The organism is Plantactinospora sp. CNZ321 (assembly GCF_004217235.1).
This window is the reverse complement of record NZ_SHKQ01000001.1, coordinates 6,241,154-6,261,292: the sequence shown is the minus strand read 5'-3', so window position 1 is coordinate 6,261,292 and position 20,139 is coordinate 6,241,154. Positions and strand designations below refer to the sequence as shown.

General features: G+C 72.7%; 21 protein-coding genes and 2 pseudogenes. 14 read left to right on the top strand and 9 right to left on the bottom strand.

Features of this window, described 5'->3' with window-relative positions; genetic code table 11:
* Window positions 1–83 precede the first annotated feature (83 nt).
* Entirely contained in the window at window positions 84–767 is a 684-nt protein-coding gene (locus EV371_RS27075; RefSeq protein ID WP_130464550.1) for a metal-dependent phosphohydrolase, read from the bottom strand.
* 150 nt (window positions 768–917) lie between these two features.
* Between EV371_RS27075 and EV371_RS27070 the strand changes: the two genes are divergently transcribed.
* The 12 genes from EV371_RS27070 (at window position 918) to EV371_RS27015 (ending at window position 11,177) form a co-directional block, all read left to right on the top strand.
* Window positions 918–1,454: a S26 family signal peptidase gene (locus EV371_RS27070; RefSeq protein ID WP_130464549.1), complete on the top strand. Its 537-nt coding sequence runs from the start codon at window positions 918–920 to the stop codon at window positions 1,452–1,454.
* Between the two features lie 114 nt (window positions 1,455–1,568).
* Window positions 1,569–1,766, top strand: a complete 198-nt coding sequence (locus EV371_RS27065; RefSeq protein WP_130464548.1) for a hypothetical protein — start codon at window positions 1,569–1,571, stop codon at window positions 1,764–1,766.
* 149 nt (window positions 1,767–1,915) lie between these two features.
* On the top strand, window positions 1,916–2,419 hold the full coding sequence (locus EV371_RS27060; protein WP_130464547.1) for a MauE/DoxX family redox-associated membrane protein: 504 nt from the start codon (window positions 1,916–1,918) through the stop codon (window positions 2,417–2,419).
* Between the two features lie 21 nt (window positions 2,420–2,440).
* Window positions 2,441–2,989, top strand: coding sequence for a thioredoxin domain-containing protein (locus tag EV371_RS27055; protein ID WP_130464546.1), 549 nt, complete (start codon window positions 2,441–2,443; stop codon window positions 2,987–2,989).
* On the top strand, window positions 2,986–4,941 hold the full coding sequence (locus EV371_RS27050; RefSeq protein WP_130464545.1) for an ABC transporter ATP-binding protein: 1,956 nt from the start codon (window positions 2,986–2,988) through the stop codon (window positions 4,939–4,941). The genes EV371_RS27055 and EV371_RS27050 overlap by 4 nt, the downstream gene beginning before the upstream one ends.
* Window positions 4,942–5,038: 97 nt before the next feature.
* The gene (locus tag EV371_RS27045; protein ID WP_130464544.1) at window positions 5,039–6,628 is read left to right on the top strand and encodes a phenylacetate--CoA ligase family protein; all 1,590 of its coding nucleotides are present in this window, start codon (window positions 5,039–5,041) and stop codon (window positions 6,626–6,628) included.
* Window positions 6,629–6,631: 3 nt separating this feature from the next.
* On the top strand, window positions 6,632–7,072 hold the full coding sequence (locus tag EV371_RS27040; protein WP_130464543.1) for a DUF4188 domain-containing protein: 441 nt from the start codon (window positions 6,632–6,634) through the stop codon (window positions 7,070–7,072).
* On the top strand, window positions 7,069–8,178 hold the full coding sequence (locus EV371_RS27035; protein ID WP_130464542.1) for a hypothetical protein: 1,110 nt from the start codon (window positions 7,069–7,071) through the stop codon (window positions 8,176–8,178). The genes EV371_RS27040 and EV371_RS27035 overlap by 4 nt, the downstream gene beginning before the upstream one ends.
* Window positions 8,179–9,165 (top strand): nitroreductase family protein, encoded by a 987-nt coding sequence (locus tag EV371_RS27030; RefSeq protein ID WP_130464541.1) that lies wholly within the window; start codon window positions 8,179–8,181, stop codon window positions 9,163–9,165.
* A gap of 214 nt (window positions 9,166–9,379) precedes the next feature.
* Entirely contained in the window at window positions 9,380–9,829 is a 450-nt protein-coding gene (locus EV371_RS27025) for an SCP2 sterol-binding domain-containing protein (RefSeq protein WP_130464540.1), read from the top strand.
* A 101-nt stretch (window positions 9,830–9,930) separates the two neighbouring features.
* A complete protein-coding gene (locus EV371_RS27020; protein ID WP_130464539.1) occupies window positions 9,931–10,380 on the top strand; it encodes an SgcJ/EcaC family oxidoreductase in 450 nt (149 codons plus the stop codon).
* Entirely contained in the window at window positions 10,377–11,177 is an 801-nt protein-coding gene (locus tag EV371_RS27015; RefSeq protein ID WP_130464538.1) for a TIGR03084 family metal-binding protein, read from the top strand. Before EV371_RS27020 ends, EV371_RS27015 begins: the two co-directional genes overlap by 4 nt.
* On the opposite strand, the gene EV371_RS34670 is transcribed toward EV371_RS27015, so the two are convergent.
* The 6 genes and pseudogenes from EV371_RS34670 to EV371_RS26990 all read right to left on the bottom strand — a co-directional run bounded on the left by EV371_RS34670 (window position 11,153) and on the right by EV371_RS26990 (window position 16,492).
* Window positions 11,153–11,563 (bottom strand): hypothetical protein, encoded by a 411-nt coding sequence (locus EV371_RS34670; protein WP_486485006.1) that lies wholly within the window; start codon window positions 11,561–11,563, stop codon window positions 11,153–11,155. The genes EV371_RS27015 and EV371_RS34670 overlap by 25 nt on opposite strands.
* A gap of 156 nt (window positions 11,564–11,719) precedes the next feature.
* Window positions 11,720–11,866, bottom strand: a pseudogene (locus tag EV371_RS34665) (MerR family transcriptional regulator); the annotation flags it as partial.
* A 214-nt stretch (window positions 11,867–12,080) separates the two neighbouring features.
* Window positions 12,081–12,821 (bottom strand): annotated as a pseudogene (locus EV371_RS27005) (helix-turn-helix domain-containing protein); the annotation flags it as partial.
* 358 nt (window positions 12,822–13,179) lie between these two features.
* Window positions 13,180–14,271: a carboxymuconolactone decarboxylase family protein gene (locus EV371_RS27000; RefSeq protein ID WP_130464536.1), complete on the bottom strand. Its 1,092-nt coding sequence runs from the start codon at window positions 14,269–14,271 to the stop codon at window positions 13,180–13,182.
* Window positions 14,272–14,285: 14 nt separating this feature from the next.
* On the bottom strand, window positions 14,286–15,926 hold the full coding sequence (locus EV371_RS26995) for a GMC family oxidoreductase (RefSeq protein ID WP_130464535.1): 1,641 nt from the start codon (window positions 15,924–15,926) through the stop codon (window positions 14,286–14,288).
* Window positions 15,923–16,492: a DUF5987 family protein gene (locus EV371_RS26990; protein ID WP_130466244.1), complete on the bottom strand. Its 570-nt coding sequence runs from the start codon at window positions 16,490–16,492 to the stop codon at window positions 15,923–15,925. The genes EV371_RS26995 and EV371_RS26990 overlap by 4 nt, the downstream gene beginning before the upstream one ends.
* A 292-nt stretch (window positions 16,493–16,784) precedes the next feature.
* Here EV371_RS26990 and EV371_RS26985 point away from each other — a divergent pair, with 292 nt between their 5' ends.
* The gene (locus tag EV371_RS26985; protein ID WP_130464534.1) at window positions 16,785–17,777 is read left to right on the top strand and encodes a DUF1702 family protein; all 993 of its coding nucleotides are present in this window, start codon (window positions 16,785–16,787) and stop codon (window positions 17,775–17,777) included.
* Between the two features lie 46 nt (window positions 17,778–17,823).
* Here EV371_RS26985 and EV371_RS26980 read toward each other — a convergent pair whose 3' ends face one another.
* Together EV371_RS26980 and EV371_RS26975 are read right to left on the bottom strand one after the other, a co-directional pair.
* Window positions 17,824–18,354 carry a copper resistance CopC family protein gene (locus tag EV371_RS26980; RefSeq protein ID WP_130464533.1) on the bottom strand — a complete coding sequence of 177 codons (531 nt, stop codon included), beginning with the start codon at window positions 18,352–18,354 and terminating at the stop codon, window positions 17,824–17,826.
* Window positions 18,355–18,360: 6 nt separating this feature from the next.
* Window positions 18,361–18,948 carry a hypothetical protein gene (locus EV371_RS26975; RefSeq protein WP_165436841.1) on the bottom strand — a complete coding sequence of 196 codons (588 nt, stop codon included), beginning with the start codon at window positions 18,946–18,948 and terminating at the stop codon, window positions 18,361–18,363.
* 183 nt (window positions 18,949–19,131) lie between these two features.
* Here EV371_RS26975 and EV371_RS26970 point away from each other — a divergent pair, with 183 nt between their 5' ends.
* Complete coding sequence (locus EV371_RS26970; RefSeq protein WP_207230619.1) at window positions 19,132–20,127, top strand: hypothetical protein; 996 nt, start codon at window positions 19,132–19,134, stop codon at window positions 20,125–20,127.
* Window positions 20,128–20,139: the final 12 nt, after the last annotated feature.

Sequence of the window (20,139 nt, the reverse complement as noted above, 5' to 3'; positions counted from 1 at the left end):
AGACACTACCCAACATGAGTCCCTTTTCGTAGCCCGTCTGATGGACAGGGCGACGGATGCTGCCATGGTGGTGTCGGGCGTGGTCAGTCCGGGACGTCGAGCGCGGTCAGCTCGCGGCGCAGGTTCTCCCGGGCCGGCTGTTCCGCCCGGCGGGCCAGTTCCGGGGTGTGGTAGAGCGCCGGCAGGGCGAGCAGGTTCCGCAGCACCGCCGCCCGGCCGGCCCGGAACATCGGCTCGGGGACGTGTGCGTACTCGGCGCGGATCGCGGCGGCGTAGCGGTCGTACTCGGCGGCGGGGGAGGCCAGGATCGCCAGGTCGGCGTCGCAGAGCAGGGCGCCGTCCCGGTCCTCCGGCGCGGCCCGGTGCCCGGCGGTGAGCAGTACCAGCCGGACCACCTCGGCCACCGCCTCGGCCGGTACGCCGAGCCCGGTCAGCAGGGCGGCGCCGAGTTCCGCACTGGCCCGCTCGTTGGCGTCGCCGCCGGCCCGGGGGTCGTAGACCGCGTCGTGGCACCAGGCCGCCAGCCGGACCAGGTCGGGCCGGGCGGCGTGGTCCGCCGCCGCGTCCACCACCGCGAGTACGGCCGCCAGGTGGTACACGTCGTGGTAGTGCCGGTGGGGTTCACGCCACCGTCGGAGCAACTCCGCACCGGCGGCGCTGATGGTCTCCTCGTCCCCGGTCGCACCGGCCGCGACGACCGCCGTACGCCACCGGGTCGGCAGTCCGGTCACGAGCCGGGGCAGTGCCTCGCGGCCGACATCCCGCATCCCGCACCTCCTCCCGGCGAACGACTCCCGGCGTACGGCCCCCGACGACTCCCGGCGTACGGCCCCGACGAGCATCGGGAAGGGTGCGCCAAGGATGGTCCAGTGATCAGCACCCGACCACGGCCGTAGCTGTGGCTACAGTATGGAGCCATGGACGGGGCGTGGCCGGTCGGGCTCGCGGTTCTGCTCGGAGTCGCGGGCGTGCTCGCGGCCGTAGCCGGGGTAGCCCTGCTCCGTCGGCGGTTCGTGGTGGTGACCGTACGCGGCCCGAGCATGGAGCCGACGATGCGGGACGGCGACCGGGTCCTGGTCCGCCGCCGCAGGGCCGCGCAGCTGCGCACCGGTGACCTGGTCGTTTTCGCCGAAGTCGACACCCAGCTGAGCGGCATCGCGGTAGGCGGCATGACGGTGGCCGGCCGGGCGGAGGCAGGTCCGGGACCATCGCGGGGACCCGGCGCCCGGAAACCGTGGTCCTCGGACGGGTGGCTGGTCAAGCGGGCGGTGGCGGTGGCGGGTGATCCGGTGCCGCGCGAGGCCGGTCCGGCACTGGCCACGCTGCCCGACGAGGTCGTCCCGCCGGACCACCTCGTCGCGATCGGCGACAACGGGGCGTCGAGTTACGACTCGCGGCACTACGGTTACGTCACCGCCGACCGGCTGCTCGGCGTCGTGCTCCGCCGGGTCTGAGCCGTCGTTCTCCAGCGGCTCCAGCCGCCGTGAGCGGACGTTGTACGGCCGGGTGTACGGCCGGGTGTATGGCCGGCGCCTAGCGTGGGGCCGATCGTGCGAAAGGAGGACAGGATGAAGAGTTTCATCCGCCGAGTCGCCGACTCAATGGTGACGATGGCCGTTCCGAAGGTCGAAGCCCAGGCCCAACCCTGCTGGTGGGGCAGCTACTGCTACTGCCGGTCCAGCTACCTCTACTACGAGCGGTGCTGCGCTCAGGGCAGCGGATACAGCTGTAGCTGCCAGGCCCGGAGCGGGCCCACCGGCTGCTAGTGACCGACGCCTCGGCGGTGCCGACACGGTAACGGGAACGCCCGAGCCGGCACCGCCGAGCCGGCGCCATCGGGTTGGCGCCATCGGGCTGGCGCCGTCGAGCTGCCCCGGCTGAGCCGGCGTGGCGCGGATCGAGAAAGGTGCGGGAAGTGGCGTACCTGATGATCTCCTGCGGGGTACTGCTGGCCGTGGTCTTCGGCTGGTCGGCCGGCAGCAGGCTGCGTTCCCGTGCCGCGTTCCGGGAGTTCGCCGACTCCCTCGCCCCACTGGTCCGGCGTACCGGGCCGGTGGCGGTGCTGCTCACCGTCGCCGAGGCGCTGGTGCCGCCACTGCTGCTGGCAGCACCCGCCTGGGGGTTCGGGCTGGCCACCGGGCTGCTCGGCGTACTGGCCACCGGCGTGGCGCTGGTCGTCCGGCGTCGACTGGAGGTGCGCTGCCGGTGCTTCGGCGGCGGTCCGGCCCGGCTGGGCGTGCGGCACGTCGTACGCAATCTGTCGTTGTTCCTGGTCGGCGGGACCGGCCTGCTGGCGGCACTGTCGACCGGGGCGGCCCGGCCCGTCGACGGTGCCGGCGTGCTGCTCTCGGCGGGCGCCGCCGTGATCCTGGCAACCTTCGTCATCCACCTCGACGACATCGTCGAGCTCTGGGCCTGACCGACCCGGGGGAAATCCGTCGTGTCCTATCTCGTCGTGGCGACCGTCCTGTTGGGACTCCTCGCCGGAGCCAATCTGATTTTCACCTACGGTGTCGTCCGCCGGCTGCGCGAGCACACCGCCCGGTTGGACGCCATGGCCGGTGGTGGCCGCCCAGAACCGGAGCTCATTCTGTCGGCGGGTGCCGAACCGCGCCCGTTCGCGCCGGTAACGACCAGCGTCGGCGTGCCGATCGGGCCGGATGACCTCACGGCCGGGGGTACGCTGGTCGGCTTCTTCTCGCCGAACTGCGCTCCCTGCCGGGAACAGGCGCCCCGGTTCGTCGAACGCGCAGCGGCGAGCGGCTCGGACCGGGTCCTCGCGGTCGCCGTCGGTACGCCCGAGGCCACCCGCGAGCTGGTGGCCCTGCTGGAACCGGTCGCCCGGGTCGTGGTGGAGATCGAGGACGGCCCGCTGCACCAGGCGTTCGCGGTCCAGGGCTATCCCGCCATGTGCGTGCTGGACGGCGACGGTCGGGTCAAGGCCAGCGCCACCGCGGTCGAGCGGCTGCCCGAACTACCCGCAACATGACCGGTGCCGCCGACCCGAGCCGTGCCGATGCCGGCCGGGGTCGCGACTCGGGCCCATGGCAGGCGGTACCGTCGGCGCCCCGGCTCGGTGCCGGGACCGCCGGGCGGTACCTGGTCGACGCTCTCGGGCTGGCCTGGCGCGCGGCGCCCGCCGCGACGGTGGCCAAACTGCTGCTCGCGATCCTGGCCGGAACCGGCCCGGTGGTGCTGGCCTGGCTCACCAAGTTGGTGGTGGACCGGCTGGCGGCGGGCCAGGCCGGGCGGCACCCCGGCCAGTTGCTGGCGCTGGCCGCCGCGCTCGGCGTGGTCGGGGCGGCGGTGGCTGCCCAACCACACCTGGCCGGGTACGTCGACGGCGTGAGCGGCCGGGCGCTCCGACTGCTGGTGACGGGCCGGCTCTACACGGCGGTGAACGCGTTCGCCGGGTTGGCCCGGTTGGAGAATCCGCGTCTCCGGGACCGGCTGCAACTCGCCGAGGGAGCGGGGCGGCTCGGTCCGGCCCAGTGTGTCAGCGGTGGCCTCGGCGTCGCGCAGGGCGTCCTGACCCTGCTCGGCTTCGTCGGTTCTCTGCTGGCCGTCGCCCCGGCGATGGTGCTGGTGGTCATCGTCTCGGCGGCGCCGACCACCTGGGTGGAGATCCGGCTCAGCCGGCAGCGGGCCGCGCTCGCCTGGCGGCTGGGCCACGCACAGCGCCGCGAGCTGTTCTACGCCCGGCTGCTGACCAGTCTCGAAGCGGCCAAGGAGATCCGGCTCTTCGGGCTCGGCGACTTCTTCAACGCCCGGCTGCTGCGCGAGCTGCGGCACGTCAACCGCGAGCAGGACACCATGGACCGGCGGGAGATGCTCGGCCAGCTGGGTCTGGCGCTGCTGGCGGCGGCGGTGGCGGCCGGCGGGCTGGCCTGGGTGATCTCGCTGGCGGCCAGTGGCCGGCTCGGCGTCGGCGACGTCATGCTCTTCGTGGCCGCGGTGGCCGGGGTGCAGACGGCGCTCGGCGGCATGGTGGCGCAGGGCGCGGCCACCCATCACGCGCTGCTGCTCTTCGACCACTACCGGGCTGTGCTGGCCGCTCCTCCGGACCTGCCGGAACCGTCCCGCCCCGGAGTGCGGCCGGGGCCGCTGGAGCACGCCATCGAACTGCGCGACGTGTGGTTCCGGTACGCCGACGGCCAACCGTGGGTGCTGCGCGGCGTCGACCTGGTCATCCCGGCCGGCGCCGCGGTGGGGCTGGTCGGGCTCAACGGGGCCGGCAAGAGCACGCTGGTCAAGTTGTTGTGCCGGTTCTACGATCCGGTCCGGGGCAGCGTCCGCTGGGATGGCACGGACCTGCGCGAGTTCGACGTGCGCGGGCTGCGCGAACGGCTCAGCGTGGTCTTCCAGGACTTCATGGGGTACGACCTGTCGGCGGCGGAGAACATCGGTCTCGGCGACCTGGGTCGGATCGACGACCGCGCGGCGGTGGTCGATGCCGCCCGGCTCGCGGGCTGTCACGACACGCTCGCCGCGCTGCCTGCCGGATACGACACCCTGCTGTCCCGGATCTTCCTCGACGACGCGGACGCGGCGGATCCCCGGGCCGGGGTCACGCTCTCCGGCGGGCAGTGGCAGCGGGTGGCGGTCGCCCGTGCCCTGCTCCGGAACCGGCGGGACCTGCTGATCCTGGACGAGCCGACCGCCGGGCTGGACGCCGAGGCCGAACACGAGGTGCACCGGCGGTTGCGGGAGCTCCGGCAGGGGCGTACCAGCCTGCTCATCTCGCACCGGCTGGCCACGGTCCGGGACGCGGACGTCATCGTGGTGCTCGACGGCGGTGGGGTCGTCGAGCAGGGGTCACACGAGACGCTGATGGCCCGGGACGGCCGGTACGCCCGGCTCTTCCAACTCCAGGCCAGCGGGTACCAGCCATCGACGGTGGACGTCGTCGGCACACCCGCGCCGCGCGAGGCGATCGGCTGACGGGTATCACCGACGGTCGGGGCTGGGTACGGCTACTCAGTGCCGGTCGGGCACCACGACTCAGGTGTTCCGGACCGGACCGGCCGACACTGCTGTGATGACCGAGACGTTGCGCCGGTACCCCGCTCCGTCCACCTTCGCGTCGCCGGGTCTGACCCTCCGCGAACGCTGGCGTCGGGTCCGCCTCTCCGCCGCCGGGCGGCTCCGTACGGCCGTGCTCCGGCTCGCCCTGCGCCATCCGGCCGGTTGGCGGTGGCTGGCCGGCCGGCACCATCCGGTCCTCGACCGGATCGCCGCGGCGAACGCCCGGGCGGTCTGTGCGCTGGCCGCCCTGGACGTCCCGGCGTACCGGGCGTTCCTGCGGGCCCGGCCGACCGCCGGACGGGCCCGCCGCCGGCTCGGCGACTTCCCGGAGACCGACAAGGAGAACTACGTCGTGCCGCACGCCGCCGCCCGGCGCTGCTGGGGCGGCCGGTTGCCGGTCCGGGGTGTGGTGGTGGACGAGTCGGCCGGTTCGTCGGGCCGGCCGTTCAACTGGCCGCGCGGGGAGCGGGAGCTGCGGGCGGTGCACCACGACATCGCCGGCTACACCAGCCTGGTCTTCCCGATGCGCCGGCCCTTCGTCATCAACGCCTACTCGATGGGTGCCTGGGCGACCGGGACCACCACCGGCGCGGCGATGGCCCGGATCGCGGTGGTGAAGAACACCGGCCCCGACCTCGGCAAGGTCGTCGACACGCTCCGCGAGTTCGGCCCGGACTTCGACTACCTGGTGACCGCGTATCCGCCGTTCCTGAAGCACCTGCGGGACCGGCTCGACGCGGACGGCTTCGACTGGTCGGGCTACCGCATCTCGGCGAGCTGCGGCGGGGAGGGGATGACCGAGGCGCTGCGGAGCTACCTGGAGGAGCGATTTCTCCGGGTACGGTCCGCGTACGGCGCCTCGGACCTGACCATCGGGATCGGCGCGGAGACCGCGTTCACGGTCTGGCTGCGGCGTCGACTCTGGACCGACTCAGACTTCCGGGCCGCGGTGCTCGGCGCTGACGAGCAGCGGCTGCCGATGGCGTTCCAGTACAACCCGATGGCCACCTATCTGGAGACGAACGACCGGCGGGAACTGCTCTGCACGGTGACCAGCCTGGACGTGCTCCAGCCCCGGCTGCGCTACAACGTCGGCGACGAGGCGGTGCTGCTGCCGTACCGGCGGATCCTCGACCTGGTCCGCGCCGACCCGGCACGCTGGGCGGACTGCGCGGCGGCACTGGCCGGCGAGCGGATGAACCTGCCGGTGCTGCTGCTCTTCGGCCGGCGCGACTCGACCGTCTCCTACCTCGGCGCCAACCTCTACCCGCAGGACGTCGAGTACGGCCTCTACGCCGGCAACCCGTACGCGGCCGAGATCAGCCGGTTCCGGCTGGCCCTGGTCGAGGACGCGGGGCTGGAGACCCGGCCGGTGGTGCACCTGGAACTGCGCCGCCCGCTGGCCGGACCGGTCCGGGACGCTCTCGCCGCGGCCTGCCGGGACGGGGTACGCCGGCACCTCGCCGCCGTCTCCCGGGACTTCGCGCAGTCGCTGACCGAGGACCCGACCGCCGGTGAGCTGCGGGTGGAACTGCACGAGGCGGGTACCGGTCCGTTCGCCGGAGACCAGAAGATCAAGAACACCTACCTGCTGGGAGGTTGAGGCATGCGTACCCGGGATTTCTCCCAGGCCCCGGCGCAGGCCCGGGCCGGCGCGATGTTCATCGGCGCGACCCGCTACCGGAGCCCGCTGACGTTGCTGCGGCTCTGGCCGGCCTGGCGCCGGATGCTCCGGGACATGCGCCGGATGTCCGGATACCGCTGGCACACCGTCTACTGGCAGTTCCCGCTCACCCTCGGCACCGTCGCGTTCTTCGCCGACCGGGACGCGATGCTGCGGTTCGCCCGCTCCCGGCACCACCGGCGGCTGATGGTCTGGATCACCGACGGCACCCGGAACGCGACCGCCGGCTTCATCCGGCTCTACACCGCCGAGCCGGACGGCTACTCCAACGGGGTGTGGCGGGCCGAGTCCACCGAGATGGCGCACATCCCGACCTTCACCCCGCTGGGCGCGGAGTCGACCGGCCCGGCGGTGCGGCGATGACCGCCACCCCGACGCTGGAACGCGTCGTCGACCGGCGCGGGCTGCGGGACTTCCTCACCCTCACCGACCGGGTGTACGCGGACGAGCCGCGCTTCGTACCGCCGATGCGCGCACAGCTCCGGCGCTGGTGGCGGGAGGGCGTGCCGATGTACCTGCTCCGGGACGTCACCACCGGTGCGGCGGTGGCCCGGACCACGCTGCACACCGACGCCGGCTTCGACGCCAAACTCGGCCGCCGGTACCAGCTCTTCGGGCTGACCGAGTTCACCGAGCCGGCGGCGGAGCCGCTTTTCGCGGCGATCACCGCCGCCGGCCGGGCCGCCGGGGACCGGGAGGCGCTCTTCGGCCCGGTGGCGTTGCTGCCCAACGAGGCCGGTGGCGTCATCACCTCCGGCTACGCCGACCGGGGCTTCGTCGACAGCGCCTACAACCCGCCGAGGTACGTGACCGCCTACGAGTCGTCCGGCTTCGCCCGCCGCTTCGAGTCGGACACCTGGATCTGCCCGGTCACCCGAGCCGACGCCGACCCGCCCCTCGCCGATCCGGCCCTCGACGGCTCACCTCTCGGCGATCCGCTGCTGCGGGTGCACCGGGGCGACCTGCGGCGGCTCGACGAGCAGCTCCACCTGCTGCGCGACATGCTGAACGCCTCCTTCGCCCAGCTCGGCTACTACACCGGGATCTCGATCGCGCAGCTGCGCCAGCAGACCGACGGGCTGGCGTACCTGCTGGACGAGTCGCTGCTGCTCTACCTGACCCGGGCGGACCGGCCGGTGGCCTTCGTTCTCTGCATCCCGGACATCAGCGAGTTCGTGATCCGGGTACGGGGCAACCTGAACCTGGTCAACCAGCTCCGGCTGCTGGCGACCCGGCGGCGGTACCGGCGGGAGGCGGTGCTGATCGTCAAGGGCGTGCTCCCGGAGTACCAGGGGCGGGGCTACCAGCGGCTGCTCTCGGCGCACCTGCACCGGAACCTGCACGCCGGGGGCTACCACACACTGCGCAGTACGTACGTCGGGCGGGACAACCCGGCGTCGGCGGCGCAGTTCCGGGGGATGGGCGGCCGGCCGCTGCACGGGTACACCTTCTTCGAGAAGGCGTTGTAGGTGGACGTCGCCGCGTTCCGCGCGCTGGAACCGCTCTGCTGGCGGGCGCCGAGCGCGCACAACAGCCAACCGTGGCGGCTCGACTACCGGGCCACGGAGGTCCGGGTGGGCTGGGACCCGGCGGACGCGCTGCCGGCGGCCGACCCGTCCGGGCGGGACCTGTGGCTCTCGCTCGGCGCGTTCGTCGAGACCTGCCTGGTCGTCGCGGCCGACGCCGGGCTGCGGGTCCGGTTCGTGCCGGACCACTGTGCCGAGGACCGCCGGGTGGGCTGGTTGCGGGCGTCCGCGAGCCGTTACCGCAGTCCGTTCGGTGCGGCGGAGGTGCGCGGACGGCGTACCCACCGGGGGCGGTTCTCCGCGGGCCCGCCGGCCGGCCTCGTCGCGGCCGTCGACGCCGTGGCCCGGGAGGCCGGCGGGGCGGTCCGGGTGGTGCCGGACGCCGACCTGCTGGCCCGGCTGCTCCGGCTCGCCGACCGGCGGCTGTACGCCGATCCGGCGGTCGTCGCCGAGCTGCGCTCGTGGCTGCGGTTGACGCCGGGACATCCGGCCTACCATGCCGACGGGCTCACCGACCGCTGCCTGGGGCTGTCCCGGGCCGAGGCGACCGGGCTGCGGGCCGCCCTGGCCGGGTACCCCGGGCTGCGCCGGCTGGGGATTCCCCGGCTGCTCGCCGCGGCGGCCGGGAACCCGCTGGCACTCGGCGGTGCGGTGCTGGTCCTCGTCGGACCCGCCGGGACGGACGGCGCGACCCGGGTCGGCCTCGGGCGGGTGCTGATGCGGGTCTGGCTGACCCTGCACGCGGCCGGAGTGGCGGCGCACCCGCTGAGCCAGCTCATCGACGTTCCGGCGACCGGCGACGCGCTGGGTGCGACGCTGGGCGTGCCGGCGGACCGGCTGCTGCACGTCGCCCGGGTCGGCGCGCCGGCCGGTACGCCGGTCCGCTCGGCCCGCCGGGTCGGTCCGCCGGCCGGCTCGGCCGCCGGGTAGCGCTGTCCGCCGGCCCGGTCGGCCGCCGGGCGGCCCAGCCCGGGAGGTCCGACCGAGGACAGCATCTCAGGAGATGAGTGGCGCCCCTGCCGGTGACCACGATGGACGGGCACCAGTTCGGCTCGCCCGCCGCCGGTGGCCCGGCCACGGCTTTGTGGCGGCCGGTGGCCGGGCCGGGCGACGCTCCGTGCGGCCGTGCCACCGGGAGGATGAGATGCCCATCGAGGACCTCGATCCGGCAAAGCTGGACGCCCGCGAGTTCGCCCTGCTGGTCAAGGCGACTCCGACCGCCGAGCTGCGCGAGCTGATGTGCGGCAGCCGGCGCCGGGCCGTGCTGGACGTGGTGCTCGGGCGCATGCCGGACGTCTTCCGGGGCGACCGGGCCGGCGGCACGTCGGCGGTGGTGCACTGGAGGATCGGCGACGGCCCGGACGGTGCCGTCGACGTCTACGAGATCGTGATCGACGGTGGTGCCTGTGCGCTCTCCGCGGCCCCACTGCGGCAGCCGAAGCTCACCCTGACCGTCGGCGCGGTCGATTTCCTCCGCATGGTCACCGGGAACGCCCATCCGGTGACGCTGGCGATGAAGGGAAAGCTGAAGACCAGGGGCGACCTCGCGCTGACCGCGAGATTTCCGCAGCTGTTCGACATTCCCCGGACATAGGCGTACCGAGCACGCACGAATCCGGGTCGGGGCCCGTTCCGGCGAGCGCCGGCGGTGGGTTCGGCGACCCACGTAGAAACGACAGGAAGGCGAGGCGAGGCATGACGATCACCGGACCGGCGACAGCTGTCACCGACGCCGATCGGGCCGCGATAGCGGCGGTCCCGGCGCGGATGGTGGAAACCTGGGCGAAGCACGATCCCGACGGATTCGCCGAGCTTTTCACCGAGGACGGCACACTCATTCTTCCGGGAGTCCATCGCAGGGGACGCGACCAGATCCGTGCGTTCATGGCCGCGGAATTCGCCGGCGCCTACCGGGGTACCCGGGTGACCGGCCAGCCCGTCGACGTGATCCCGCTCGCGCCCGGCGCGGTCGCGCTGACGACCGTGGGCGGGGTACTGGCTCCGGGCGAGTCGGAACTCTCCGCCGAGGCGGCCATCCGGGCCTCCTGGATCCTGGTGAAGCGCGCTGACGCGTGGCTGCTGGCGATCTACCACAACTGCCCGCGCGATCCCGCCGCACCCGGGGGAGAGGTGGCAGCGGCATGAACGCCTCGGGTGTGGTCCGGGACCTGGTCGCCGAGGGCGACGAGGTCGACGGCCTGGTACGCGGGCTGGACGCGGCACAGTGGCGACTGCCCACCCCGGCACCCGGTTGGACGGTCGCCCACCAGATCGCCCACCTGGCCGCGACCTTCCGGATGGCGGCGTTGGCGGTGGCGGATCCGGACCGGTTCACCGCGATGACCGCCCGGCTCGGTGCCGACTTCGACGCGAACGTGGCGCACGCGTTGGCCGAGTTCCTGGCCGAACCGCCGGACGTGCTGCTGACCCGCTGGCGGGCCGAACGCGCTCGGGCGGAGCAGGCCCTCGCGGCCGTGCCGCCGGACCGCGTCGTGCCCTGGCTGGTGCGCCCGCTCCCCGCCGCCGTGCTCGCCTCGGCCGGCCTGATGGAGCTGTTCGGGCACGGTCAGGACATCGCCGACGCGCTCGGGGTACGCCGTGAGCACACCGACCGGATCGGTCACCTGGTCGCCTTCGCGGTGCGTACCTGGGACTTCGGCTACCAGGCGCGTGGCCTGACCACCCCGGACGTCGAGTTCCGCTTCGAGTTGACCGCGCCGTCCGGCGTCGTGTGGACGTTCGGGCCGGCCGGGGGCGACAACCGGATCAGCGGTCCGGCGGTCGACTTCTGCCTGCTGGTGACCCGGCGCCGGCACCGCGACGACCTGGACCTCACGGCGACGGGCGCGGAGGCCGACCGGTGGCTCGACATCGCGCAGGCCTACCGGGGGCCGGCCGGTGCCGGGCGTCGCCCCGGTCAGTTCGCGACTCGGGTGGGGTGACCGACGGCCTCCGCTTCCCCGGTCGCGGGCACACCTTCTGAAGCCGCCCGGCTCGCCCTGGCCGGCGGCGCCGCGTCGAACCGCTGGGCCACGAAGTGCTCCTGCGCCATCCGACGTACCGTCGCCAGCGCGGCGTCGAGCAGAACCATCCGTACCACGGCGGCGGCCCGGTCGATGCCGGCTGCGCTCGACGGGAGCAGGTCGAGCTCCTGGACGACGAGCCGCTCGGCCGCGGCCGCGTACGGTCGGAAGAAGTCGATGTCGCACTCGCAGCCGAGCTGGCGCAGTGTCAGCACCACGTGCGCCAGCCTGCCGGCCACCTCCGGGTCGACGCACCAGCCCAGCCGCTGGATGAACCCGTCCACGTCGGAACGTACGCCGGGCATGCCGCCGGGGTCGTCGAGCGTCGGCCGCTCGGGGAAACGCGCCCGGTTGACGACCTCGTACAGGTCCGGGACCGACAGCCTTCCGTCATCGATGGCTGCGAGCAGCTCGCCGACGGTGGATAGATCGAGCTGTCCGATGTTCGTGAAGGCCCTGATGAGACGGATCAGGTGCAGGTGTCTCTCGTCGTATTCGGCCTGGTTCCGCTGCGTCGGTACGCCTTTGGGAAGCAGCCCCCGGCGTAGGTAGAATTTGATCGTGGCAACGGGAACCCCGGTCCGCCGGCTGAGATCGGATATGCGCATCTAGCTCCCCGCAAGCGTTGCTTGTGGCTACAGAGGTGCCGCGCCGCACCTGGTTCAGCTCGCCAAGATTATCAGCGACGTCAATACGCCCCTTTGTGTCGTTTCTTATGGTGTTGCCTGACATGAGAATGCTCACCGGGGCGGTGTCCACGGCCGCGCGGGCCGGCACGGCACGGGGCGAATCGGGTTCCGTGGCCCTGGCCAGCGCCGTGTTCCGGGCGTCGAGCAGGGCGAGCAGCACGGGCGGGTCCAGTGTGCCCGCCGGCTTGAGTACCAGGTCGGCCTGGATGAACGTCTCCCGCCCGATCGTCAGCGGACCGTTGGTGGCGACCGAGACCGAACCGTCGGCACCGTCCGGCTCGCCGATCGCCGCGCGCGGATCGCCGGTCACCTCCTGCGCCAGCAGGTACCAGGTGCCGGAGGGGACGCTGTCGAACCGGTACCGGCCCAGTCCGGACAGGATCGCGCACCGTACCGGCCGCCCCTGCGGAATTCGATCGGGAAAGAGCCCGACGAAGATGAGGCTGTCCTCTTCGGTCTGGGCCGGCCAGACGCGCCCGGAGACCCGGCCGGACGAGCGGCCGTCCGGGCAGAGGCGCGGGTCCACCGGAATGTGCGGTGCGAATCCGGAGCGCTTGCGGTACGCCGTCGGCGACATTCCCACGCTCCTGCTGAAGCGGGTACTGAATGTGCCGACGCTGTTGTACCCCACGCGGACACTGATGTCTGCTACATTTAGCGACGTCGACACCAGGAGATGTTTGGCCCGTTGCAATCGCAGTGCCGAGAGAAAGCGACCAGGAGAGACTCCGGTCGCGCGCTGGAATATCCGGGTAAAGTGAAACTTGCTGAACATGGCAGCACGGGCGATGTCATCCACCGTGAGCTGCTCTCCGAGGTTTTCGCGCATTGCCGCGATAGCGCGACCCACGGCCTTTTCGATCGGATCGTCCACTCCTGCTCCTCCCGAGGAATCGAATGGTAGGCCTTGATTCGGATACCAAAACGTGTCGGTAGTGGTCGAACCAGCGGAGAGGGTAGCGAGCAGGGCCCTGCCGGCGTTGGCCGCCCGGCAGCACGAGTCGAATGGTAGATAACAGAAGGTTTTCGAAGCTCCAGGCCCCCGGTGCTTCAGTCCTCTTGTCCCCGTCGATGTGTTCCGCCACGTCGAGGTTAACTTAGGCGGACCCTTCCCAGCAACACTGAGATTTGCAGTTGTCGATCCGCAGAGCAATCGTGAAGTTAAAATCGGATAGCGGTGCGCACTACTTCACCGGGGTGGCCGCCCCGTCATCGTCCGGAAACGTCCCACGTCAAATGTGTCGCCGCCCCGTGCGCGGTGCCGAGTCAGCCCGCCACAACCGCGTACCGATCGCCCGCGCCGCAGCGAAGCTGGCCCAGGACGTCAGCCGGACCAGCCCCGCCTCGTCGAGCACGGTCCCGACCTCGTCGATCAGTTCGTCGGTCACCCGGTAGGGGGCGAACGCGGTGAGCAGGCCCAGCCGCGCGGCCGGCCGGTCCCGCGCCGGTACCGCCGCGGTCGCCTCCGCCAGCCAGGCCGGCCCGCGCAGCCCCGGCCCGATGCCGGCCCGGCCGGCCAGGGCGGTCAGCACCAGCCCTCGTACCTCGGCCGTCACGGCGCGTCCCCCGCCCTCCTCGACGGCGGCGGCGGCCCGGGCGAAGGCCGCCGCGACCGGCGGCCGACCGGCGGCCCAGGACAGCTCGGGCGGCAGCGGCGCGTCCGGCAGCAGATCCAGCGAGGTGCCCGGCGCGGGGCGTCGCCGCGCCAGGCTCCCCATGACGAACCTGGCTCCCCGCCGCACCGCCGCCAGCGCCGGAGCCGGCACCGGCGGCAGCGGCGACTCGGTGAGGAACAGGGTGACCATCCGGTTGAGGTAGTGGAAGGTCACCACCACCCCGATGATCTCCGGCGCCTGGTCGGCCGGGAACGGAACCGGTCGCCCACCGGCCTCCGGCAACCCGCTGCGCCGGGCCCAGCGGGCCAACTCCCGCACCCGAGGGTCGCCGACGGCGTCGAACCGGTCGGCGGCGATCGCGGCGGCCTCCGCACCGGACGACAGGCCGGCCAGCGCCGCCCCGTGCACCTCGACGCAGTACGGGCACCGGTTGCCGACCGACACCGCCGCCGCCACCGCCTCCTTGACCGAGCGGTCGACCACCCCGCCGGCCAGCAGCGACTCCCGCAGCATCAGCCAGCTCGCCGCCAGCGCCTCCGGTGCGGGGGCGTGCAGGGCGACCGGTGGTGCCACCATGCCGAAGTCGGCCTCCATCTGCCGGTACACCCGGGCCACCAGCCCGGTCTCGGCCCCGGGCACGACCGGGGTGACGTGCCGGACGTGCGCCGCGGACGCCCGGCGGGCGACCCGTGCGAACAGCGATCCCACCACGCACCCCCGGCTCAGGCCGGCTGGGCCGTCGGGACCCGGGCGGCCGCACCGGCACCGGGTCCGGGAGCGCCGTACCGCACGGCGACGCCCCGCTCCTGGGCGGCGCGGACCATCCCGGGCATGGCCCGCTCCGCCAGCGCCGCGATGGTGAGCGCCGGATTGACCGTCAACGCCCCCGGCACCGCCGAGCCGTCGGTGACGAAGATGCCGGGATGCCCGCGCAGCTCGTGCCGGTCGTCGAGCGCCGAGGTCGCCGGGTCGTCCCCGATCCGGCAGGACGCCAGCGGATGCACCGTGTAGGCCCCGACCAGGTCGTTGGTCCACGGCGCCACCCGGGCCAGGCCGTCGCGCTCCAGGATCTCCTTCACCTCGGCGTCCGCGAGCGACCAGCCGCGCCAGGTGTTGGGGGTGGGCCGGTACCGCAGCGGCCCGTCGCCCAACATCTGCATCGAGAGCCGGTGCGCGTTGCCGGTCTCCGGTGGTGGCCCGAAGACGCCCTCGTTGTCGTCCTCGGACATCGTGAAGACGGTCAGCCACGACTGCCAGCGCCGCAGCATCTCCTTCTTCTGCACACCGAACCAGGACGGACCGGTGGCGCCGGGCACCTGGGCCAGGATCGTGCCGAGCCCGGGCGGGAAGTACAACTGCTCCAGCGAGAAGCGCTCGTACTCCGGCAGCCGGCCGTCCAGCCGGTCCCAACTCGCCACGGTCGGCCCGCGCCCGATCTGGTACGCCGCGTACGCCTGCCCGCCCGGACGCGACAGTCCCAGTACCTCGCGTACCCGGTCCTCGTCGAAGACCGCGGTGTTGAGCCGCTCGCCGTTGCCGGAGAAGTACCGCCCCACCGCGTGCGGCATCGGGCCGAGGGCGGCCGCCGAACGCTGCAGGATCACCGGCGTCGCGCCCGCACCCGCGGCGAGGACGACGAGCTTGGCGTCGATCGCGTCGCCCTCGTGCAGGATCCGGTAGTCCTCGGCATCGACGACCCGGTAGTGCACCCGGTAGCCGCCGTCGTCGTTCCTGGTCAGCCGCTGCACCTCGTGCAGCGGCCGGATCTCGGCGCCGTGCGCGAGCGCGCCGGGCAGGTAGTTGAGCAGCAGCGACCGCTTGGCGTCGAACCGGCAGCCGGCCATCATCCAGTTGCAGTTGACGCACTCGTCCACGTCCACCGCGGACGGCGGCGGGTTGGCGGTGCGGCCGGCGTGCGCGCAGGCCGCCGCGAAGAGACCGCCCGCGTACGGCACCCGGTCCCAGGACTGCTGGGTCACCGGCAGCGCCTCGACAACCCGGTCGTACCAGGGGTCGAGGCTGTCCCGGCCGATGCTGGCCGGCCACATCCGGCGGCCGATGCTGCCCTGCCGCTCGAAGACGAACCGGGGCGCCCGGGGCATCGTGGCGAAGTAGACCACGCTGCCGCCGCCGACGCAGTTGCCGCCGAGCACGCTCATTCCGTCACCGACGACGAAGTCGAAGACGCGGGTGTACGACGAACCCAGTTTGTAGTCGTGGTCGAATTCCTCGGCCCGAAGCCATGGTCCGCGTTCCAGGACCACGACGCGGGCCCCGCCGGCGGCGAGATGGTAGGCGGCGATCGCGCCGCCGAACCCGCTGCCGACCACGACGACATCTGTCGACTCCGTGGCTGTTGTCATGTCGGATCACCTGCCGCCGTCGTCTGTGGGTGGATCGGGGCCAGGGCCCGTCCGTACGAGTACTGCGGGAAGCGGGAAAGGCCGTCGGCATCCGGCCGGAAATAGCCGATTCCCACCAGGCCCGGATGCCCTGCCGCGAGCGCCTCCGTCGTGCTGATGTGTGCGGCGCTGTCAAATGCCATGTTGCTGAATAGTGCGAGAGCCACCCACATCTGTTTCTCCGGGTGTTCGGGTGCGGTGAGTTCACGCACCAGCGCCGTACGGTGCGCGAACGAGAGCGCGACAAAGGCGGGTACGTCGTCGTCGAGCGTGAGGCCGTGCGTCGCGGCGTACCCGACTGCGTGGTCGTTCAGCGTGTAGTACAGCGAATCCAACGCCTCGGCCAACCCGCCGCCGGGCTGTTCGAGCAGTTCGAGGGCGCCCGCCGCGACCGCGCCCCCGGTCGGGTCGGCGCCCGCGACGGCCCGGTCGTCGGGTGACCGCTTCGCTCCCGGGACGATGGTGTCGGCGAATGCCTCTATGGTGGCGGTACGGGCCGGCCCCGCGTCCTGTCCGTCGGGCTGCACGGCATTTCCTCCTCTCGTGACGGATCCCGTCGGAGGCGTCCTGCTCGGAATGACCCGATCGACCGGGCCGGTAATGGTTCCGGAGAAGGTGCGCACGGAAGTGGCGTAATCCGATCCGTCAGACGACGATTCTTCCGATGCGGAGGCTGGAAATCATCTTCTGAGTTGCGCTGGATCGAGTGCGGCGGAAACCGGTCCCCGGGGGCCGGAAGCGCACGACAGGAGACGGATTTTCGTGGCGGGCGCGGCACCATGAGACGGGATGTCCCACGGTTCGGATTGGGAGCGCGCTATGCCGATGCTCGGTTCGCTGCGCCGTTTGGCGTTGACACCGTCCTTCGCCGAGGTGACCTTCGCGGCGCGCGGCTTTCCGGTCCGGGCCACCGAGGCGACCCGCCGGCTGGAGGCCGTTCCCCAGGCGGTGCTCTGCGGCTTCGAGTGGGCGATCGAGGTGCGGACCGCGTGGGAGGTCGAGCGCCGGCTGGAGTTGGTGGAGCCGGAGCTGCGGGGGTTCGCCTACGAGGGGGCCGCGATGGCCTACACGGTGCGGGACGCGATGGCGGGCGGGCGGGGTGGGCGGGCGCGGGACCTGCTGCGCGGACCGGGCCGGCCGCACACCTTCCTCACGTACATCGGGATCGGTTTCGCGATGGCCCGGCTGCCACGGATCCTCTGGCGCAACGTGCTGCCCGACCTGACCGGGGTGCCGTACTACCCGACCATGAGCTGGTTGGCCGTCGACGGGTACGGCTTCGACCGCGCCTACTTCGAGACCGACCGCTGGGTCACCGGGCAGCGCCGCCTCGCGCCGTACCCCTGGCAGGGCCGGGCCGACTACTTTCCCCGCGCCGTCGACCAGGGCATCGGCCGCGCCCTCTGGTTCATCCACGGTGGAGTGTCGCCGGACGTGGCGGCGGCGGTGGGCCGCTTCGCCACCGAGCGTCAGCCCGACCTGTGGAGTGGGGTCGGCCTCGCGGCCACCTTCGCGGGCGGCAGCGACGCGGCCGGCCTCACGGTGCTACGCGGGGCGGCCGGTGACCTGCTCCCGCACCTGGCCCAGGGCGCGGTGTTCGCGGCCAAGGCCCGGGACTTCGCCGGCCTGGTGCCCGCGCACACCGAGCTGGCCACCGGCGTCCTCGCCGGGATGACCGTCCCGGCCGCGGCGACGCTCGCCGACGACGTGGCGGCGGACGGGTTCGGTCCCGGCCCCGACCCCGCCTACGAGGTCTGGCGCCAGCGGGTCGAGGCACGGGTGGCGTCCCGACTCCCCGGCACATCGGGGTAGCCGTCCCGACCGCCGGGCCCGTCGGGGTGTGCGGGACGACTCCCGGTCACGGCGGGAGCGGGCGGCGCAGCCAGAGCAGCGCCAGTACGCCGAGCGCGACGAGCCCGTCGACCACGAGCAGGAACGCGCTCACCGGATCGACGCCGTGCGGATGGTCCCCGGTGGGTACGGCGGCACGCAGCCGCGCGGGTGGCTCCCCGGTACCGACGCTGAAGCGCAGGACGCCGGCGGCGGCACCGCCGTCGGCGAACGCGACGTGATAGGCGACGACCACGTCACCGGGCGCCTGGACGGCGATCGGCTGCCAGACCGCCCGACCGCGGACGGCCGCCAGCGGGCCGGTGGTCAGGGTGCCGCCGCTGTGGTCCAGCACGGAGACGTGCGAGCCCGCCGCGACGGGCGGGCGGGAGAAGGTCAGCCGTACGCCGGGTGGCCCGGTGGCGAGCACCGCCTGGTCCGGCGGATCGCTCGACACGAGGTTGCCCCGGGCGCTGGCGGTGCCCGGCGTCGCCAGCAGGATGCCGGCGGCGACACCGAGCAGGGCCAGCGCCATCGGTACCGCGGCGCGGGAGCGCATGACCGGTCAGGCCGCCGACGTCGCGGGCCGGCCGGCCCGGGAGCGCGTGACGCAGTTGCACGTGTAGCCGGCCAACTCGGCCCGGTTCGGACGCAGGTGCAGGTACATCGCGATCACCATCGGGAGGAAGACCACGGAGTTGTAGAAGAGGTGCAGCTCGACCCGGGCGAGGAAGAGCTGGGCGACGCTCGTCGGCTGCGCCGCACCGAAGAAGTTGACGCCGGCCTGCACCTGGACGAGCAGCAGCAGGTGCTCGACGTGGTGCCAGAACTGGATGACCAGCGCCACCGTCCACCACGTCCGTGCCCGGCCGACGAAGCCGGGGCGGAGCAGGAAGAGGCCGACCAGCATGAGGATCGCGTAGCCGTAGTGCAGCCACTCGGAGGTGACCAACCAGGGGTAATACCATCCGAGTACCCCGCGGGCCTCCGGCCGCGCCATGCCGAGCACCCAGATCTGGTACGCCTGCACCAGGTGCTCGGCCCAGTGTGCGACGACGACGAACAGGTACAGGTGCAACGCCGCCCTGTGCTGGCCACCGTTCAACCGGGCGATCGGACCAGATGGCGGGGTGAGCGCCGAACCGCTGACCATGGGTGTCTCCCTCCCGCGGTGAACTACCGGTCCCGGCCGACCGTAGTCGTGCCGGGTCGCGGGCTCGTTCTTCCAGGTTGCTCACTGCCCGCCGACTGCTGCGCATCCTGGGAGAACACCGCCGCGGCCGGCCGTCGCATGCTTTCGGGTACGGGAAGGTCGGCTTACCGCAGGGGAGGCACGATGGCACGCCGGACGAGTGTCGAGATCGGACCGACGGAGGCGACGGCCGCCCCGTCGAAATCGGCGCCACGCGCCACGTCCCTGCTGGTCAACGGGCACTTCCCGCGACGGCGGTGGTGGGTGCTCGGGCTGAGCGTGCTGGGTGGCTTCCTGCTCACCGTCGTCTGGTCCGCGGAGTTCGTCGACCGCACGATCGGAGACAGCGTGGCGGACACGCTGCTCGGGCACGACGCAAAAGGGACCCCGATCGCCGGGATCGGTGCCGGGGTGGCCTTCGCCTTCGTCTCCGGACTCGCGGGCACCTTCACGGCCTGCAACATCGCCGCGTTCGGCGCGATGGCCCCGGTGCTGGGTACCGGCGGGCGCTGGAGCCGGCTGCGGCACATGTTCGGGCCGCTGGGGTGGCTGTCGGTCGGGATGATCGCGGTCTCCGCCAGCTACGGCGCGGTGGTCGGGCTGGTCGGCACCGCGATGCCGCAGTTCTCGACGGCCACGAACGCCGCCGGCGGTCTCTCCGCGCGCAGCGTCCAGTCGCTGGTGGTGTTCGGCCTGATCGGGCTCGCCATGACCTACCTGGGGCTCGCCGCCCTCGGCATCGTGCCCGACCCGTTCGCGCGGGTCTCCCGACGGTTCCCGAACGCGCCGATGGTCGTCCTCGGCGCGCTGATCGGCGGGTTCCTCGTCGGCCGCCCCTTCGCACTGTTCCGGCAGATGTTCCGGGACGCTGCGGAGAGCGGCAACCCGCTCTACGGCGCGTTGGCGTTCATGTTGCAGTCGCTCGGCAACATCCTGGTGATCGCGGTGCTCCTCGGCACCGTGACGCTGGTCAGCGGCCCGCGCCTGCGGCGGTGGCTGGCCGCCAGGCCGAGCCGGGTCGCGACCATCACGGCGGTCGCGCTCCTGGTGGCCGGCGTCTTCACGTTCCTCTACTGGGACGTCCGGCTGCTGGCCCGCCGCGAGATCATCCCCTGGTACCCGACCGCGCCGTGGTCGTAGCGGCCCGCTCGT

Coding starts and splice junctions, on each gene's coding strand:
- EV371_RS26995 (WP_130464535.1), bottom strand. CDS start 15,926: ATGACAACAGCCACGGAGTCGACAGATGTCGTCGTGGTCGGCAGCGGG.
- EV371_RS27035 (WP_130464542.1), top strand. CDS start 7,069: ATGACCGCCACCCCGACGCTGGAACGCGTCGTCGACCGGCGCGGGCTG.
- EV371_RS27045 (WP_130464544.1), top strand. CDS start 5,039: ATGACCGAGACGTTGCGCCGGTACCCCGCTCCGTCCACCTTCGCGTCG.
- EV371_RS26975 (WP_165436841.1), bottom strand. CDS start 18,948: ATGGTCAGCGGTTCGGCGCTCACCCCGCCATCTGGTCCGATCGCCCGG.
- EV371_RS26980 (WP_130464533.1), bottom strand. CDS start 18,354: ATGCGCTCCCGCGCCGCGGTACCGATGGCGCTGGCCCTGCTCGGTGTC.
- EV371_RS27025 (WP_130464540.1), top strand. CDS start 9,380: ATGCCCATCGAGGACCTCGATCCGGCAAAGCTGGACGCCCGCGAGTTC.
- EV371_RS27075 (WP_130464550.1), bottom strand. CDS start 767: ATGCGGGATGTCGGCCGCGAGGCACTGCCCCGGCTCGTGACCGGACTG.
- EV371_RS27020 (WP_130464539.1), top strand. CDS start 9,931: ATGACGATCACCGGACCGGCGACAGCTGTCACCGACGCCGATCGGGCC.
- EV371_RS34670 (WP_486485006.1), bottom strand. CDS start 11,563: ATGCCCGGCGTACGTTCCGACGTGGACGGGTTCATCCAGCGGCTGGGC.
- EV371_RS27015 (WP_130464538.1), top strand. CDS start 10,377: ATGAACGCCTCGGGTGTGGTCCGGGACCTGGTCGCCGAGGGCGACGAG.
- EV371_RS27070 (WP_130464549.1), top strand. CDS start 918: ATGGACGGGGCGTGGCCGGTCGGGCTCGCGGTTCTGCTCGGAGTCGCG.
- EV371_RS27050 (WP_130464545.1), top strand. CDS start 2,986: ATGACCGGTGCCGCCGACCCGAGCCGTGCCGATGCCGGCCGGGGTCGC.
- EV371_RS26970 (WP_207230619.1), top strand. CDS start 19,132: ATGGCACGCCGGACGAGTGTCGAGATCGGACCGACGGAGGCGACGGCC.
- EV371_RS27040 (WP_130464543.1), top strand. CDS start 6,632: ATGCGTACCCGGGATTTCTCCCAGGCCCCGGCGCAGGCCCGGGCCGGC.
- EV371_RS27065 (WP_130464548.1), top strand. CDS start 1,569: ATGAAGAGTTTCATCCGCCGAGTCGCCGACTCAATGGTGACGATGGCC.
- EV371_RS26985 (WP_130464534.1), top strand. CDS start 16,785: ATGCCGATGCTCGGTTCGCTGCGCCGTTTGGCGTTGACACCGTCCTTC.